7 protein-coding genes are annotated in these 18,762 nt (G+C 36.9%); 6 read left to right on the forward strand and 1 reads right to left on the reverse strand.

Annotation, left to right across the window (positions count from 1 at the left end):
- Window positions 1-197 precede the first annotated feature (197 nt).
- Window positions 198-947, forward strand: a complete 750-nt coding sequence (locus ACJJVU_RS13085) for a hypothetical protein (RefSeq protein ID WP_405226264.1) — start codon at window positions 198-200, stop codon at window positions 945-947.
- A 178-nt stretch (window positions 948-1,125) separates the two neighbouring features.
- Here ACJJVU_RS13085 and ACJJVU_RS13090 read toward each other — a convergent pair whose 3' ends face one another.
- Window positions 1,126-2,532, reverse strand: a complete 1,407-nt coding sequence (locus tag ACJJVU_RS13090; protein ID WP_405226267.1) for a vanadium-dependent haloperoxidase — start codon at window positions 2,530-2,532, stop codon at window positions 1,126-1,128.
- Between the two features lie 383 nt (window positions 2,533-2,915).
- Between ACJJVU_RS13090 and ACJJVU_RS13095 the strand changes: the two genes are divergently transcribed.
- From ACJJVU_RS13095 to ACJJVU_RS13115, 5 genes are all read left to right on the forward strand, one after another.
- Window positions 2,916-8,846 (forward strand): M14 family zinc carboxypeptidase, encoded by a 5,931-nt coding sequence (locus tag ACJJVU_RS13095; RefSeq protein ID WP_405226270.1) that lies wholly within the window; start codon window positions 2,916-2,918, stop codon window positions 8,844-8,846.
- A gap of 15 nt (window positions 8,847-8,861) precedes the next feature.
- On the forward strand, window positions 8,862-9,056 hold the full coding sequence (locus ACJJVU_RS13100) for a hypothetical protein (RefSeq protein WP_405226273.1): 195 nt from the start codon (window positions 8,862-8,864) through the stop codon (window positions 9,054-9,056).
- 402 nt (window positions 9,057-9,458) lie between these two features.
- Window positions 9,459-16,040, forward strand: coding sequence for a choice-of-anchor D domain-containing protein (locus ACJJVU_RS13105; protein ID WP_405226276.1), 6,582 nt, complete (start codon window positions 9,459-9,461; stop codon window positions 16,038-16,040).
- 177 nt (window positions 16,041-16,217) lie between these two features.
- Window positions 16,218-17,117, forward strand: coding sequence for a DUF6503 family protein (locus tag ACJJVU_RS13110; RefSeq protein WP_405226278.1), 900 nt, complete (start codon window positions 16,218-16,220; stop codon window positions 17,115-17,117).
- Window positions 17,118-17,315: 198 nt separating this feature from the next.
- Window positions 17,316-18,722 (forward strand): glycosyltransferase, encoded by a 1,407-nt coding sequence (locus tag ACJJVU_RS13115; protein ID WP_405226281.1) that lies wholly within the window; start codon window positions 17,316-17,318, stop codon window positions 18,720-18,722.
- Window positions 18,723-18,762: the final 40 nt, after the last annotated feature.

Below are 18,762 nucleotides of genomic sequence, written 5' to 3' on the forward strand. Positions count from 1 at the left end.
TAGTAAAATGGAAAATATAATAAGAGGAGGGTTTGAATCACGCATTCGCGAAAGCGTAACAACCACTTATCATATTAATAGCCACTCCATTCATAAGAGAGCTTACTTTTCTACCACAGCGAGTTAAAGTATCTTTAGTGGATCAAATATCATTGAGACTATTGTAGTGAACGATATCGGATTTAATACTAATTAATATGACTCGAACAGAAATAATATCAGAGCTTGAGAATTTAAATTTGAGTAAGGAATCCATATTCTATTATAGAGATAATAACTATTTCGGATATGAATATGATGATAGATATAAGCGTTGTATAATTGGTGGTGGTTTTGGTTTTAATAATGATCCTAACTCGAAAACTATCCCTTTAATTAATTTAAATATTTATTATTTACACCTCCATGAATTACTTAATCCACTTCATAGTGATAATTCACATTCAGATATGCGTCCATATCAACATAACATACTATTCAATAAAACCTTAGGAGAAAAGACTTATAGTAATTTTCCCTTGACTATTAATTCTAAAAAGGATTTGCGAAAACTAAAATCATTGTTAGAGCAATTTTGGAAAAATGATGCAGTGCCTTTTTTTCAGTACTGGTCAGATTTACGATCCCTACTACCTTTTATAGAAACTTCTGTACCCTCTGAGCTAGCAGAAATTTTAAGTCATCGGCTTATTGAAAAAAAAATGATCATTTGGAAACTGTGTAGTCACCCTCAGTATGATTTTTTTATTCAAGAAAGAAAAGAAATTCTGGAAAAAGCCATGAGAAGAAATCCTCAGAAAAAAAATCTAAGCGAAATGTATTCGGCTATAGAAGTTATGGAAGATAGACTTATAAATGTGGAACCGCTTTATGTTTGGGATGATTCTTTACTAATTCCTAAGCCATATAAGGGTATTATGCCTAAAACTATAAGCAACTCTATTTGATAAAACCCAAGTTAGCCTATATATATTTACATCAATAACGTTCTTACTATGTGCTCTGACCTTTGCATTGACTAATAATACTTATCAACTCACTAATCAAGGTCCAACTACTCTCATTAAGTTTCTCTAAATAAACAGTCTTAAATTCAAGTATTCACGCTTTCGCGAAAGCGTAACACTATTCACTAAGGTTATAAGCATTTACGGCATCAGATATTTCATAACCCAGACGTAATCCTTCTGTGCAATCCATTCTCACGTGTACTCCTAGTGGAAGTCTTGAAAAAGCACTTTCTTGAGCCATTTCTGAAAGCGAATTATATTGTCTCGGCGCTCCTCTAAACTCGGTTCTACCTTCGTGCGTTTTGTCTGTAAAATTTATAGTGTTTCCAAACTCATTGATAAATACACCAGCTGCCGCCGAAGAAAATGCAGAATGACCCGATGGATACCCTGGGAATGACGGATTAGGCCAATTAATAAATCTATATAAATTGGTTTGATAAGTTGGGTCTATATGCTCTTGGATATATACACTAGGGCGCATCACCATATACTCATACTTATCTGCCCAAGTGGAAACAGCAGCATCGTTCAATGAAAAGCCTAACTTTAAAAGCATCATAAGTGATTGCTCATAACTCACATCCATTTGATCTATCAATTGATTTGCAATAGAAATTTGACGACCAGGAGGACTCATCATGAGACCTTCTACATCGTCAGACCAGAACTCTGCTACCCAGAGGTCATCATTATCTTCTTCTCTTGCTGCATTGTTGATGGTATATACTTCCATCATTTCATTATAAAAATCACTATCTACATTAGTGCTATAATTAATTGCTGGCGGCACACTCGATGTCTCTTCTGATGTTATTACAAATGTCCTTGCACTTGCCCAGTAAGGAAACCAAGCTCGTTCTTCATCTGCACTGTACGTCCAGTAGCCTTCGCCTGCAGGAGGTTCATAAGCATAGGGTTGTGGTTCTATTATTTGAGATTCTGCTGCGGTATCAGTTTGACTGTATGCAATTACTTGTTCTGCAACGTAGGCTCCCCAGGCAACAGAATTTGTAATTACATCTGCACTTAAACCTTCTTGAAGTCTAGTTTCTTGAGCATTCTTATGTTGGCCAATTTTCACATCTATATCACCTTGCACATTATACATGAAATGATCAAAAACTAGTGCATAGCAAGTATTCAAAGCTACTTTGATGTCTACATTATCTGGACGCTCATTAAAATCAATAATTAATCCATCAAGATTATTTACGTTAGACTGGTTTCCATCTATATCTGCAACTGCTACTTCATAAGCTGCGAGATGTATATAAGCTAAGGATCTGGCAGTAGCAACAGGTCTCATCCCATAAGCATACCGGTCTATTTCTAACCATAGTGTATTCCAATCTGTGATGAGCTGTGTAGTAGGATCTGTAACTATTATTGAAGTATCTATAACATCAGCTACTTCAATATTTTGGTTAAGACTCACATCATCTACATCATCTTGACAAGATTGAAATAGGACAACAACAAGGATTCCTAGAAGTAACGAATATATATGTGGGATTCTCATAATGAATTATTTAAAGAGCACTACACGTGATAAATAACGGTAATCAGAAATGCAAATTACTATTAATAGGTTATAAATAAGCTTTTATTTTTTCGAATGATTGTCGGATTTCACTTATCAATATTAAATATTTTGAGCACAATAAAAAAATCCTTAAAAAACTAAATATCAATAAATTAGACCAGCAAGTAAATATACAAGTACTAAAGTTTATATATAACCAAAATGTCGACCAAATGCACTAATCATCTACAAAATACACAATTTAACACTTTTATTAACATTTATCATTGGTTTTTATTTAGTTTAGCAGCTTCAAAAAATAAACCCCTAATGAATTAAGGTATCCCAAATTCCTTAATTGACTTAAACCTACTATTGTTATGAAGCAAACCTACTTAAAGGTTGTTATCCTCATTTTTGTATTTGTATTTGGTATCATTACGACAGCTCAAGGGCAAGTAAACGTATCGCAAGCTGGAAATCATATCCACACTACTTTAAATTCTGATGGTAACGTGAAGCGTGTTATCATTAAAACAAAAAATCCAGAGACGTTAAAACTATTGTATACGAAAGGTTTTGACTTTACTTGTGGTAGTAAAGGTGTTACTACAGGAATACAATTAGACTTAAATGAAAACGAAATTCATATTCTAAATGAATTGGATATTCCTTATCAAATTACAATTGATAATTTAACTGAGTACATAAGCGAACGAAATGATCGCAATCTGCCTCAGGCTAAAATAGAATTACAAAGACTTAAGAGTATTAGCCAAGGAAAGTCTCCTAGCCCTATGGCAGATTTAGGTCAAAATACGAGATCTTTTAGTCAAAGTTCGGAAAGCGTTCCTAGCGCCATTCAATATGATGACTGTAGTGAGGTTGACTGGACTCCTCAAAATTTTACACTAGGTTCTATGGGAGGGGCTTACAACTACCAAGAAATCTTAGATCAATTGGCTTTAATGCAGCAAATGTATCCTGGTATTATTTCAGTGGTTAAAGATGCTTCTCCAACTAACCAAAAGACACATGGATATACCGGAACAAACCCAGATATAGCTCCACAAACTATGTGGTATGTAAAAATATCTGATAATCCTGACACAGATGAAGCTAGTGAACCTCAATCATTAATTACGGGAGCAGCTCACGCAAGAGAAGTAAGTAGTGTGATGAACATCATCTACTACATGTGGTATATTTTAGAAAACTATAATGTCGACCCGCTTATCACAAATATGATTAATAATCAGGAGCTTTATTTTATACCTGTTATAAATCCTGACGGTTATATCTATAATGGTATTCAAGCTCCTAACGGTGGAGGAAACCAAAGAAAGAATCTTAGACCAGGTACTGGTAATGGACTATACACTCAAGGGGTTGATCTGAACAGAAATTCTCCATATTACTGGGGAATAGATGACAATGGATCATCACCTAGCCCTACATCAGGAACTTACCGAGGCCCAACTCCAGGCTCTGAACCAGAGACACAAATCATAGCAGATTTTGTACAGTCTAAAGATTTAAAAGTAGCAATTAATCATCATTCAGGATTAAATTCAATTGTGACTTCCTCATATAATGGCAGCACATCTGCGGCACCTTCTGGTCGTGAGGATGAATTTCAAGAGCTTATGCAAAATGTAACTCATTACAACCGTTATATTCACGGCTCTGCTCCTAACACATTATACGAAGCAAACGGAGATTTTAATGATTGGATGCTTGGCGGCCCACCTGTAACGACCAACCCTTCTGGTGGAGGTTCATATACAAGCTCAGGTTCAGGAAAGAACATTATTGCATTTACTCCAGAAAATGGCGATGAGTTCTCACCCGACCCTACGCATATTGTACCTGTAGCAAAAAGAGCTTTACGCATGAATTTGATTACCAGCTTATCTGCTGGTAGTTATGCTCAGTTGCATGATCTTACAAATACCGATATAAATGGCTCAAATCCTACACTAGACTTTGCCGTTGAATATATAGGGCAGACACTTGATAATCTTACACTAACAGTTACGCCTATTAGCTCAAATATTAGTAGCATAACTCCTTTACCGGTTAATGCATTGAGCAACATGAGTAAGTTAGAACAAAGAGAAGTAAGCCTGCCTATTACCTTAAATAGTGGCATTCAAGCTAATGAACTGATTGAATATGAAGTTACTCTAAGTAACAGTAATTATGACATATACAAAGCCGTGTTTCGTAAATATTATAATCCAAATATTCTTATAGATGCAGATGGTATCTCAAATTGGACTGGTAACTGGGTGAATTATACTGATGGATATAATGGTAGTACTAATGCAATATCTATAGTATCTAGCGGATCATATGGTAATAATCAAGTGCGTACAACCACCCTAAACACGCAACAAAACTTTGATACTTCAGAAGGGTATATAGTACAATTTAATGCTTTTTGGGATATAGAGCGCAACTTTGATTTAGTTCAACTCGAAGCATCTACAGATGGCACTAATTGGACTGCATTATGTGGTAAGTACAATAAGCCCTCTGCTCCTACATCTGTTAATAATCACTTCAATAGTACTAAAGGAGGACCAGGTAATCCTAGTAATCATCAAGAATCAAATGGAACTTACGTTTATGATGGTGATCAGATTGTTAATGGCGTAAACAAGTGGATACGGGAAGAAATATTTATTGACTTTGAAAATAATACAGAATTATTAGGAAAAACAGGAGTGCAACTCCGCTTTAGATTTGATAGTGATGTGAGTAATATACGTGATGGATATAACACAGATTTCGCAGGTTTCATTTTTGATGATTTCAAAATTTTAGCTCTAGACGCTTATACTCCTGAGTTATGTACAGAAACAGCTATATCAAGCTTCCCTTATAATGAAAGTTTTGAATCTGGTCTCGGTGTATGGTCGCAAGATCAAGGTGATGATGGAGAATGGTTAAGAAATTCTGGTGGCACTCCATCTGGAACTACGGGTCCAAACGGAGCAAATGATGGAACTTTCTATTTATACACAGAAGCTACAGAAGACAATGCTGCCCCCGGAGAAAACCTTGGTAATAACGCTACAGCAATTCTTACGAGTCCTTGCTTTGACTTATCTAATGCTTCTAGCGCTACTTTTAACTTTGATTATCACATGTTTGGTGATACGATGGGGAATTTAATTGTGGAGGTACTCGATGATGAAAACTTCACATGGAATCCTTTATTTACTCAAAACGGAAGTACTGGAAGTGCACAAAACCAATGGAGTTCAGAGAGTGCAGATTTGACAGCTTACTTAAATAAAACTATCAAAATAAGATTTGTAGGAACTACTGGTAATGGCTTTAGTAGTGATATGGCCATCGATAATATAGAACTGCTAGCAACTATAGAAGATCCCGACACGGTGCCTCCTACAGCTGTGTGTCAGAACATCACAGCATCTTTAGGGGCAGATGGCACTGTTACTATTCTCGCATCTCAAATAGATAATGGATCCACAGATGATGGTACTATTGCAAGTTTGACTTTAGACATAGACACGTTTGATTGTTCAAATGTTGGGGTAAATACTGTTACACTTACTGTGACAGATACTGGAAACAACACAGATACATGTTCGGCAACCGTTACAATTGAGCCTTATACCACAGCTCCAGATGGATTAGTAGCCTCAACTGTAGGGTCTACAAGCGCTACTCTTTCATGGAATGAAACAGCAAGTAGCATGTACACTATACGCTTTCGCGAAAGCGGAACAACAACTTATACGACTATAAATACCACGACAAATAGCTTAGCAATAACAGGCCTTGAGGTTGATAAAACTTACGAAGCTCAAGTAAAATCAACTTGTGCAACTGGTAGTGACACACCTTACAGCGCTAATATTACTCTTACCACACAATTGACATATTGTACATCAGAGGGAAGTACAGATTTTGCAAATGGAATAACACGTGTTATTCTCGAAAGCATAGATAACCCGTCTGGATCCGAACCTGCATACTCTGACTTTACAACAGAAACAGCAAGGCTCGCTAGAGGATCTTCTCATAATCTCCTAGTTCATCTTAATACCTTAGGAGGTAATAGTCACATAACAACTGTCTGGATAGACTGGAATAGAAATGGAGACCTTACAGATACTGGTGAATCTTATAACCTAGGTACAGATACAAATAAAAATGATCAACCTAGCGAAAACTCTCCACTTCTAATTGTAGTACCTATTGATGCAACACTAGGAAATGTAAGAATGAGAGTAAGCAATAAATTCAACGGGGTATCAACCCCTTGTGAGATTGGCTTTTTTGGAGAAGTAGAAGATTATACTATTACAATTCAAGCTGCAGACTACATCTACGATGCAGGAGCTTGGACACCGCAAGATCCAAGTGGTATCGCTACAAGTAACGACAATATCGAAGTACGTTCTGGAGCTCCTACCCTATCTGCAAATACAGTAGTAAATAATGTAACGATACTTGACGGTGCAACATTAGATCTAGCAGCTACAACTCTGGATGTAAACGGTGACCTTATTAATTCGGGTGACATCTCGGGAGCAAGTGGGACGCTTTTAATGACGGGAAGCGCTCCTCAAGAAATTACAGGTAATGCTCTTGAAATCGCCAACTTAGTAATTGATAATAGTGATACCACTCAAGGTGTTACCTTAAGCACGGCAGTTTCAATCAATAAATTATTGACATTAACAGATGGAACTCTTAATACGGGGAATACACTTACCTTATTGAGTGATGCTACAAGAACTGCAATGATTGATGTTATCACGGGTGGGACTATCTCTGGTAATGTAACTACAGAAAGATACATTCCCGCAAGGAGGGCTTTTAGATTACTTTCTAGCCCTGTAACCACAACTACAAGTATTAATACAAACTGGCAAGAAGGTGTAAATAATACAGGGACATCTTTCCCTACAGATAATATGAATCCTAATCCAGGTTATGGAACTCACATCTCAGGCTCATTAACGGGTGAAAATGGCTTTGATGCTACGGCTTCTGGAAATGGTTCTATCTTTAAATTAGATAATGCATCTCAGTCTTGGCAAGGTGTTACAAATACAGATGTAACTACCTTAAATGCTGGTGAACCAATTAGACTTCTAGTAAGAGGTGATCGTAATGTTAACGTGACAAGCAACGCTGCTACTCCCACTGCTACCAAGTTAAGAGCAACAGGAACTATTGCAACCTCTCCTGTAAGCATAACTGGCGCAACACTCAACCACACGGCTGGAGCTTTTAACTTTATAGGAAATCCATATCAAGCTTCTCTTAATATAAACACGGTACTTTCAGCTGCTACAAATGTGAGAACTGGTCAGGTTTGGGTATGGGATGCTACTCTAGGTTCAAGAGGACAATATGTAACTGTTCTTCTAGATGGAACTGGCTCAAGTAATGGAGCAAATTCTAAAGACTACCATTACATACAACCTGGGCAAGCTATTTTTACAGCAACAGATGCTACTGTAACAGATAGTAGTACTGAGATTGTCTTTAATGAAACAGATAAAGTTACAGGTAATGAAGTACCTCTTTACAGCAACTCATCAAATGCCATTGCAACATCACCACACCTTATAGGTAGATTGTATAGAAGTGAACACTATGGTGAAGACGCAGGTCTACAAGACAACTTTGTAATCCTTTATAGTGATAGCTACAGCAACGACGTAACATCAGAAGATGTTTCAAAGTTCTTTAATATCGATGAGAACATGGGCGTTTTAAAAGACGGAGGCCTATTAAGCATTGATAAAGTGGCTATGCCTACTGAATATGATCAAATACAACTTTACAATGCACTATATCGCACTAGTAATTACACATTAGATCTTGACGTCTATGGATTAAATGAAGTAGAAACATATCTTAAAGATAACCACACTGGTGAAACTACTTTACTGGAAGAAGGATTGAACACTATCGCTTTTACAGTTGATAATAACATTGAGACAAGTGTAGATACAAATCGTTTTGAGATTGTCTACCAGCGCGAGGTATTATCAACTACAAATGAAGAAGTGATTGATTTTACTATGTATCCTAATCCTATCACAAATGGAAGATTAACTATTACATCTACTGCATTTTCAGGAAGTGATGTAGATGTGGTAATCACAAATTTACTAGGACAAACAATAATGAGTAAGGCAGCTTCATTCAACGGCAATAAGACAATACTTCATGATTTTGACCAACTAAGTAGTGGTATGTACATACTATCTATAAAAGGTGAAAATATCAAAGTATCTCATAAAATTGTTATCCAATAAACTAATAAAATTCATATGACTACATATAAAAAATACATATTTACAATGCTCCTTCTCTTATTTATGAGCGCAGGAGTCCAAGCCCAGATCAGCTTTGCAAATGATGTAAACGACGAAGCTCCAGCTGCTCCTATAGACGGATTTATAGTAATAGGCCTCGCTGCAGGTGCGTATATAGGTCTAAAAAAACGAGGGCAGTCAGAAAAATGATTATTTAGTGTTAATTCAAGGCTTAAGGAGCATTCTAATTTAGAATGCTCTTTTTGTTTTTAAGCGTTACGCTTTCGCGAAAATTTGAAGAGATAAGCAAAACTTAAACCTTTCAAAATCTGTATTGTAACAACAAATATTTCAATACTAAAAATCTAAGATTAAGTCACTTACATTCAGCAAAGAGAATCAAATCATCGACGAAATACACACGCCTCTTTAAAAATTACAAGTACAACACCTCATATTTTCATCAAAAACATCGATGAAATACACAAATAGCAGTCCAATTACACATTTTTAACTCTTTTTCTATTATAAAACTAGTTTTTTTCATAATTTAGCCGTCCCAACTCACTACAATACCCACCCCAACGGTTTTGTAGCGACAAATCTGACAAAATGAAAAACCCCTCAATTAGTCGAGTATTACTTCTCGCCTCCGTAATTTTGGTTATCACACAATGTGTGTCATCCATTAGCGCGCAAACTGTTTTATTTAATGCAGACTTCTCAAATACCACTGGTGATAATGCCTGGACACAAAGCATAAATACTAATGGATCTTTTACTATAGGGGGTAGTGCTATTAACAATCAATATCCTGCTTATGCGAATAATGCCCTGTTTGCGCTAGAAAGTCCTGTAATAGATTTAACGGGTTATGGAAATCTAACCCTTGATTTAAATCATTTTTACAAAACTCAACCTGGGAGAGATGGAATTCAACTTCAGTATCGCATAAATGGAGGTTCATGGTCTGTCCTTGGAACAGCAGCTAGTGGCTTCTATAATGATACAGATGTAGATGGCATAGCAAATAATACCGATGGATGGTCTGGCGATAACACACCTACAGGTGGTGATGCCTTCACTAATGCTCCTACGCTAAATCTTAGCGCATTTGACACTAATTTTAATAACGCAGCAAATATTCAAATTCGAGTAGTTTTTGGAAGTGATAATATTGGTGATATTTTGATCGATAATAATGGGGCTGCTATTGACAATGTAATCATCAGGGGATTACCTGCAACTAATTGCATTGATGCAACGTTATATACGGAAAGTTTTGAAACTGGTTTTGGTAGATGGTCACAAACTACCGCAGATAATTTTGACTGGTCTATAGGTTCTGGGAATACTCCAACGAATAATACCGGTCCATCTACCGCATCAGACGGCAATCAATATGCTTATATAGAAGCTAGTAATTCAAGTACAGGTTCAGTAGCCCGATTAATTTCAGATTGTATTGACCTTACTAATTACACCTCTGCTCTTTTTGAATTTGACTATCATATGCATGGTAATAATGGATCACTTAATTTAGATATAAGTACAAATGGAGGAGGTTCTTGGTCGAATTTATTTTCTAGAAATGGAGAACAGCAGGCGGATGAAACATCTCCTTGGTTAACAGAAACAATAAGCCTTAATGCCTACTTGGGCTCCGTTGTTTACTTTCGCTTCTCTGCTACCGACGGTACCGGAAGTAACAACAGATCAGACACGGCGATAGATGCAATATCAATCACTGGGATTAACGGTCCTACACCAGATATTAGTCTATCGGGTAATTCAGTAATTATATCAGATGGTGATGCTATTCCAACACTGGCAGACAACACAAATTTCGGAACAACCACTGTAGGAGCACCTATCTCTAAGATATTTAGAATTTCAAACACAGGAGTTGCAGATTTAATTTTAGCGGGAACACCAACAATAATCGCTGCTGGTACTCCTGGATTTAATTACTTTACTATAACACAGTCACCTGCAACAACTATAATTCCAGGAGGTAATACTACTTTTGAAATCACCTATAATCCGCTACTTACAGGAATACATAATGCAGAAGTATTAATTGCTTCTAATGATCCGGACGAGAACCCTTTTAATTTTGTTATATCTGGCACTACTTTGGATGTAGAACCTGAGATTGTTCTGTCGGGTGATGGAATAGAAATAAGTAATAATGATATTACTCCATCCTTAACAGATAACACTAATTTTGGAAGTGTTGAGCTTGGTTATTCTGTAACAAAAACATTTGTAATTGAAAATGAAGGAATTAACGATTTACTACTCACTGGAGGCAGCCCATACATAAATATTGTAGGAGCTGGTGCTTCTAGGTTTCAGGTATCTCTTATTCCAAACAATACGATAGCTGGTGGAAATTTTGTCACATTTCAAATTAAATATACTCCAGATGCTCTAATCACACACCTTGCAACTGTTAGGATTCAAAACAATGACACAGATGAAGGGCTATATTTATTCAATATTCAAGGAGCTGGTATAGTAAATAATAATCTTGATTACACCATCTACTATGAAAATTTTGATACGGATGATGGCAATTGGACGCCTAGTTCAACTTCAGGGTCAATTTGGAGATACGGATCAAATAACGTAGAAGCAGGGGCTGAAGGCGACTATTGGTATACAGATAATTATAATAATTATGCAAATAATACCAGAACTTACGTAACAAGTCCTCCTATATCGCTGAGTGGTTACTCAAATGTTCGTTTTCTATTAGATATGAGAATTAATACTAATGCAGACCCTGATGACGGTATGCAAGTACAATATCGTCTTAATGGAGCAGGTGCATGGAGTCCATTAGGTGACAATACAGATACATCAAACTGGTATAATGATGCCGAGGTTCGTGCTATAGGAATAAATCAAAATGGCTGGTCAGGTGATAATGCATCAGATCCTGTTGCTGGAAGATCAGATTTCACGCAACAATTTGTTGATCTACCTAGTAACACAATTGGACAATCCATTGAGTTTCGTATCTACTTTGCATCAGACGCTGGAACTACAGATGATGGGGCAAATTTTGACAATGTATTTTTGATTGGCACTCAGAATAATCCTGATCCAGATCCAGTAATTGCACCAGGAGCTGTTACTCCTAATATGAGTTTATGGCTTAAAGCAAACGACATCGACGCAGTGTCAAGTGGTGATTTACTTAATGTATGGCAAGACAGAGCTCGTGATAATGATGCATTTACTGCAGAGCTCGCACCACCAACATATCATAACAGTGCAGCAATAAATGCTAATTACAACCCTCTAGTAGAGTTCGAAACAACCGCTAATCAAGTTTTAAAAGGTAAAGGTGGATTTGACACATCAGATTATTGGGTGGTGTTACGAACACCCCAACTTAATGAATCTGGTGTAATAGAGGGCGTACTATCTGGGCGTGTAGAAAGAGGTGCATTTGCAAATGATGGAACTGGCTTATGGGTTAATCCAGGTTCTGAAAGATTCAACAATCAAGATAACCTCGTAAGTCATATGATAGGAGCAACTCCTCAAAATACATCTGCCGCAGATGGTAGTAATTATGGAAGAGCTTATGTAAGTACTGCAGATGAAATGAATAGCGAACTTATCATACTAAATGTGAAAGCAAGTAGTGACGGACTTACCAGTGAAATTTACAAAAACGGTGTTCGTATTGACAATTATACTGGAACATATTCTGTAAGTGGTAACGACATGCCATACTCAGAAGTAACAAATAGCCAGTTCAATTTAGGAGTAGGAAGAATTACGCTAGTAGGTCATGCTTTCCAATCATTTTTTGAAGGGCAAATCACAGAATTTATTAGTTATAGATTACCAAATTCGCTATTCGACCAAAAGCGAATCCAATCATACTTAGCCATTAAAAATGGTATTACACTTCACTCTGTTACAAGTGACCCTACTAACGATGATGCAAATCCTGGTAATGAAAATTACGTAGATAGCGCTGGAAATATTATTTGGAACACAGTAAATAATAGTGGTTTTACACATGATATTGCAGGTATAGGAAGAGATGATGCAAGTGGTTTAAATCAAAAGCAGTCAATCTCGAGCCATATTGATGGAGCGATTACAATGGGAATCGAAACTATTTACGATACAAATAGCGATCACATTAATTCTGCTTCAGCGACTATAGATGACAAAAACTTTTTAATCTGGGGTAACAACAATGCTTCTCTTTCTGCAGCCTCACCTATCGCCGTTGATATGAGTTTAAACATTCCAGGATTATCCACAAATGTGAATTTTATCTCTATAAATCGTACTTGGAAAGTTGTAGAAACTGGTAATTTAAGTACTGTAAAAGTATCTTTAGAAGAATCCCTATTGTCAGCAACAATTACCCCTCCGGGAAATTTCTTTATGTTTATTTCAGACTCTCCTACGTTTGACCCAACGTCAGACTACCGCATAATGACATCTAACGGTACAAAGCTAGAAACTACATACGACTTTGCAGGTGAAAAATACATCACATTCGGTTACGCTCCAGAATATATCTATGAGCGATCAATCACCTTTGATGGTACAAGAGATTATATGGATGCAGATGATGTTGCAGATCTTACTGGGCCTTTCACTATATCGACTTGGGTAAAACGAGGAGCAAATGCAAATAATAGCGATATTATTTCAAAAAGAAATATTGGTCCATATACAGAAGGATATGCACTTCTACTTAACAATGCTAGGAGACCCCGCATTGTATGGAAAAATGCAGCAGGCACTACTGAAGCTTTAAATTCTTCTATTGTACTTCCTCAAGATGAATGGCACCACATTGCTGTGATATATGATGGAAATAGAGCAACCTTCTATATTGATGGTATAGAAGATACCTCCGCTGTGCGCAATGCTCCGGTAAGTTCTAATCAACACTTTCTAGTAGCTGCTGCAAACTACCAGAGTCCTACAAGGTTCTTTGATGGAACTATTGATGAGGTAAGAGTATGGAATCAAGCGTTATCACAAGAACAACTACAATTCATCATGAATCAGGAAATAGAGAAATTTACCGATGACTCTGTTAATGGTAAAATCATCCCTCAAAATATCTCTAAAAACGAAGTAGCTTCCATTCCTTGGACAGATTTAGAAATGTATTTACCTATGAATAAATACACTTTCACAAACGTTAAAGATGAATCTGATAATAATTATGTAGCAGCTATTAAAAATCTTCAAACGGTAGATTTCCAAACGGCACCCCTACCTTATGTTTCTACTGCCGATGGAGTTTGGGCAAACACAAACACATGGACTAACGGGGCTACACAAGCACTCCCAGGAGCGCCATCACTAGTTGATGGAACGCAAACCATTGATTGGAATATTGTTCAAACAGCTCACAATGTTTCTACGGCCTCAAATAACACGGTTCTAGCACTTGATGTAAATACAGCCGAGTTAACTATAGGAAATGATAGTAAGATAGAAGTATCTCACTATTTAAGATTAGACGGTGTGATGGATCTTGTAGGAGAGTCACAATTAATTCAGACAGAAAATAGTGACTTAGCAGCTACTAGTGCTGGAAGGTTAGAAAGAGATCAGCAAGGTACTTCAGATACGTATTCATATAATATTTGGTCATCACCTGTAGGCCCTATTAATATTACAGATATAAACGAACCACACACTGTTGCTTCTATCATGAATGACGGTACAGATGAAAACAACCCACAGTCATTGAACTTTAGTACTGGCTATAATGGAGCTCCTTCTACACCAAAGACTGTGAGTGCTTATTGGCTATTTACCTATAGAAATAACCCTGCAGACACCTACAGTGCTTATGAACAAATAGGGCCTTATGGATCGTTAGAAACAGGTGACGGCTTCACTATGAAAGGACCAGGTAGTGGCGGAATCACAGATCCTCAAAACTATGTGTTTATAGGTAAGCCTAACAATGGTACAGATGCAGTATCTATTGACAAATTAATAAATGCAGGTAATGACTTCATGATGGGTAACCCTTTCCCTTCTGCTCTTGATGCAAATAAATTTATTAATGATAATCCACACTTAACTGGGACATTATCATTCTGGGAGCACTGGGGTGGAGGTAATCACTTCTTAGCAGACTATGAGGCAGGATATGCACTCTATACTTTAAGTGGAGGCACACCGGCAGTAAGTCACCCTGCTCAAAATACAAGCGGTGTAGGTACTAAAACTCCTACACAATTTATAGCCGTAGGTCAAGGGTTCTTTGTAAGAGCAGCGGCTACTGGAACAACTAATTTTAATAATACACAGCGTGTCTTTGCAAAAGAAGCATCTTCTGGTTCGTTTTTCTTTAATGGTGAAACAACACAATCAGAAAATGCCCTTAACGCAGAGGATGATATTGTACAACATGAGGACCTAAGAGAAAAATTTAGAATAGGTTTTGATTCTCCTAGCGCTTATCACAGACAGCTCTTAATGACTATTGATGAGAATACAACTTTTGGGTATGATAGAGCTTATGACGCCGTTATAGATAACCATCCACAAGAAGATATGATGTGGTTGCTAGATGATGAGAAAGCCATAATTTTAGGAGTGCCTGCTATTGAGAATGACAGAAAGTTTCCTCTACGTATAGGATTACCTATGGATGGTGAAATCTCTATTGGCGTGGATGCTCTTGAAAATATAAATACAGAAAACACTACTGTTTATGTTTTTGACGCTTTACTAGACACCTACACAGATATCACTACAGATGAGAAATTTACCTTAACGCTAGAGGCTGGCACCTATTTAGAAAGATTTTATATCGTTTTTGAAAGAACAGCAGAAGCTGAAGAGGAGACGGAGGATACCACAGAAGACACTAACGAACAAGAAGAAAATAATCAAGATGTCGAAGTGGTAGAAGTAGAAATACTTGATGAAACTGAGGAGTCAGATAACTTAAGTGTTTACTTCAACAGCCAGTCGCATAATATTGTAATTAATAAACGAGTAGATTATGATGTTAAGTCCGTACAGCTGTTCACTATGCTAGGACAACTTATTAAAGAATGGACACCAGATACCGAAACTTCAAGAATAGAGTTACCGGTACAAGATGTAAGCACAGGTGCTTATATTCTAAAAATGCAAAAACCACAAACTACATATACTCAAAAATTAATTATTCACTAACATTGCCCCAAATCGCAACGTTGACAAAACCTCCTTCATTAAGGAGGTTTTTGTTTTTTATACGCTTTCGCGAAAGCGTACTACAACACTTTAAATTTTAAGAAAATACTAACATACTTCGCTGTAAGTTTAGTCAGCTTTGCATGACTTTAGATGATTAATAACCTAACCATAATTATGAAATATACATTTCTTACTATAGCAGCCAGTGCACTGCTTACGATTACATCTTGCAAACAAGAAAACACAACTGCTACGCCTGTACCAGAAGTAGCTACTGTAAATGAGAACCTTGCAAAGGTTGAAACTTCATGGATCACCGAGCGTGTGGCCAAAACTGAAAAAAGACTAAATAGTACTGAGGCTGGAAAGATTGTTTGGCAATCTATGGAGGCTCATGGTGGATTGCAACGATTTTTTGAAAACGGACCACTTTCCTTTCGTTTTGATTATGTTCCATTAGATGGAAGTACTCGTCGCTATACAGATGAGACACTAGACACGTGGAATAATAAAGCAGTACACTGGAATCCAGAAGATACGACGCAGCGTTTTGGATGGGATGGAGAAAAAGCTTGGAAACAAGTAACAGACTCAACAGCATTTCCTTTTGACATGCGCTTCTGGGCACTTACTCCATATTACCTTGCAGGCTCACCTTTTATCTTAGACGGTGAAGGAGTTAACCTTGAAAAACTAGAGGATAAAAAGTTTAAGAATAAAAATTACGACGTCGTTAAAATTACCTTTAGTGAAGGTACTGGAGACGCTCCAGATGATTATTATATTATCTACGTAGGTAAGGAAGACCATAAAGTTGCTGTTGTACGTTACATCGTGTCATACCCTAAATATTTCCCTAATGGCGGCGCTGCTCCAGAAAAACTTATGGAAGTTCAAGGAACAACAATTGTAAACGGTATTGAACTCCCTACAGGTTTCCACACGCACTGGTTAACAAAAGATGAAGAAGCTGGAGAGCATATTACTAATATTACGATAGACAACATCCGCTTTAATCCAGAAGTTGAAAAAAGCTACTTTAACATTCCTGAAGGCGCAACAATTATTGAATAATTACTTACGCTTTCGCGAAAGCGAACTTATAACTAAAGCCAACTCGTTACTGCGAGTTGGCTTTTTTCTTTAACATAAAACCAATTAATAATTGTTAAGAAACCTAACTTCTTGTTAAAGTGACCTCATCAAAAATCCAAATCACTTCCCCGTCCGTAAAACTACCTCAACTTGATATAGAACCTTGATTCAAAAAATATGGACACTAACAACAACCTTCCAGAAGAATTAGCATCAACTGCTAGCAAGAAACATTCAATTGCAAAAAAAATAGCTGTAAATCCATGGGGAACCACGGTTCTCATTACAACTTTCTTACTGCTAGTGATATCTGCATATATCGCATACATGCTGCGATACGATTTTTCACAACTTGATTTTGAACGTAAAAGCACCGTGTTTGGCTATGCATTTATGACAGTTGCATCAGTTTTTCTAGCCTACAAAAGTGCCTTCTTTTTATATACTCTCTATAACTATTTCCGTTACAAACCTGTAGCGTCTGTTACAGATGCAGAGTTGCCTACTGTAACTGTGATTGTACCTGCTTATAATGAAGGAAAACAAGTATATGCAACACTGCAAAGTCTTGCTGCTAGTGATTATCCCGTAGAAAAAATCCAACTATTATCTATAGATGATGGAAGTCAAGATGACACATGGCACTGGATGAAAGTGGCTAAAAAAGAATTAGGAAACCGTGTTTCTATATGCCAACAGCCTAAAAACATGGGCAAACGTCACGCATTATATCGTGGTTTTCACGAAGGATCTGGTGAAGTTTTTATCACCGTAGACAGTGATTCTATTGTTACTCCAGACACGCTTCGTAATTTAGTAAGTCCATTTGTCAATAATGAAGATTGTGGTGCCGTAGCAGGTAACATAAGAGTATTAAATAATGAGAAAGCATTATTACCAAAAATGCTTGACGTAAGTTTTGTATTAAGTTTTGAGTTTGTACGATCTGCAGAGAGTAATCTTAACTCTGTATTATGTACTCCTGGCGCACTAGCTGCCTATAGAAGAGATGCTGTTTTTGCATGTCTAGAAGAATGGATTGATCAAACCTTTATGGGAAAACCATCAGACATAGGTGAGGATCGCGCGATGACTAATATGATTCTTAGCCAAGGTAAACACGTACTTTTCCAGAAAAATGCATTTGCTTATACTAATGTCCCAGAAAACTACAAAGGCCTTTATAAAATGTTCATTAGATGGGGAAGAAGTAACGTACGTGAGAATATTGCAATGGCAAAATATGTGTTTACAGACTTTAGAAAAGAATCAAAAGCAGGTACACGATTACTATTTATTAGTCAGTCACTAGAGATTATCATGACCTATCCTTTCCTCGCTTTTATGTTATTTTTCATAGCGACTCACCCGGTATTATTCTTAACATCTACGCTAGTAAGTATTTTGATATTATCAACGTTCCCTGCCTTATTCTATGGTAAAAAATACAATATTGCCGAGTCATTTTATGCATACTCATACAGTTTACTCTATACCTTTGGCTTGTTCTGGATCACTCCATACGCCATCGCAACAGCGGGTAAAAGTGGGTGGTTAACACGTAGTTTACCACAAGTAGCATAACCGCTAGACATACATAAGAAAAGCTCAAATTCATGATATG

The sequence above is a fragment of the Dokdonia sp. Asnod1-B02 genome (genome assembly GCF_045063955.1).
GTDB lineage: Bacteria > Bacteroidota > Bacteroidia > Flavobacteriales > Flavobacteriaceae > Dokdonia.

Coding starts and splice junctions, on each gene's coding strand:
- ACJJVU_RS13085 (WP_405226264.1), top strand. CDS start 198: ATGACTCGAACAGAAATAATATCAGAGCTTGAGAATTTAAATTTGAGT.
- ACJJVU_RS13090 (WP_405226267.1), bottom strand. CDS start 2,532: ATGAGAATCCCACATATATATTCGTTACTTCTAGGAATCCTTGTTGTT.
- ACJJVU_RS13095 (WP_405226270.1), top strand. CDS start 2,916: ATGAAGCAAACCTACTTAAAGGTTGTTATCCTCATTTTTGTATTTGTA.
- ACJJVU_RS13100 (WP_405226273.1), top strand. CDS start 8,862: ATGACTACATATAAAAAATACATATTTACAATGCTCCTTCTCTTATTT.
- ACJJVU_RS13105 (WP_405226276.1), top strand. CDS start 9,459: ATGAAAAACCCCTCAATTAGTCGAGTATTACTTCTCGCCTCCGTAATT.
- ACJJVU_RS13110 (WP_405226278.1), top strand. CDS start 16,218: ATGAAATATACATTTCTTACTATAGCAGCCAGTGCACTGCTTACGATT.
- ACJJVU_RS13115 (WP_405226281.1), top strand. CDS start 17,316: ATGGACACTAACAACAACCTTCCAGAAGAATTAGCATCAACTGCTAGC.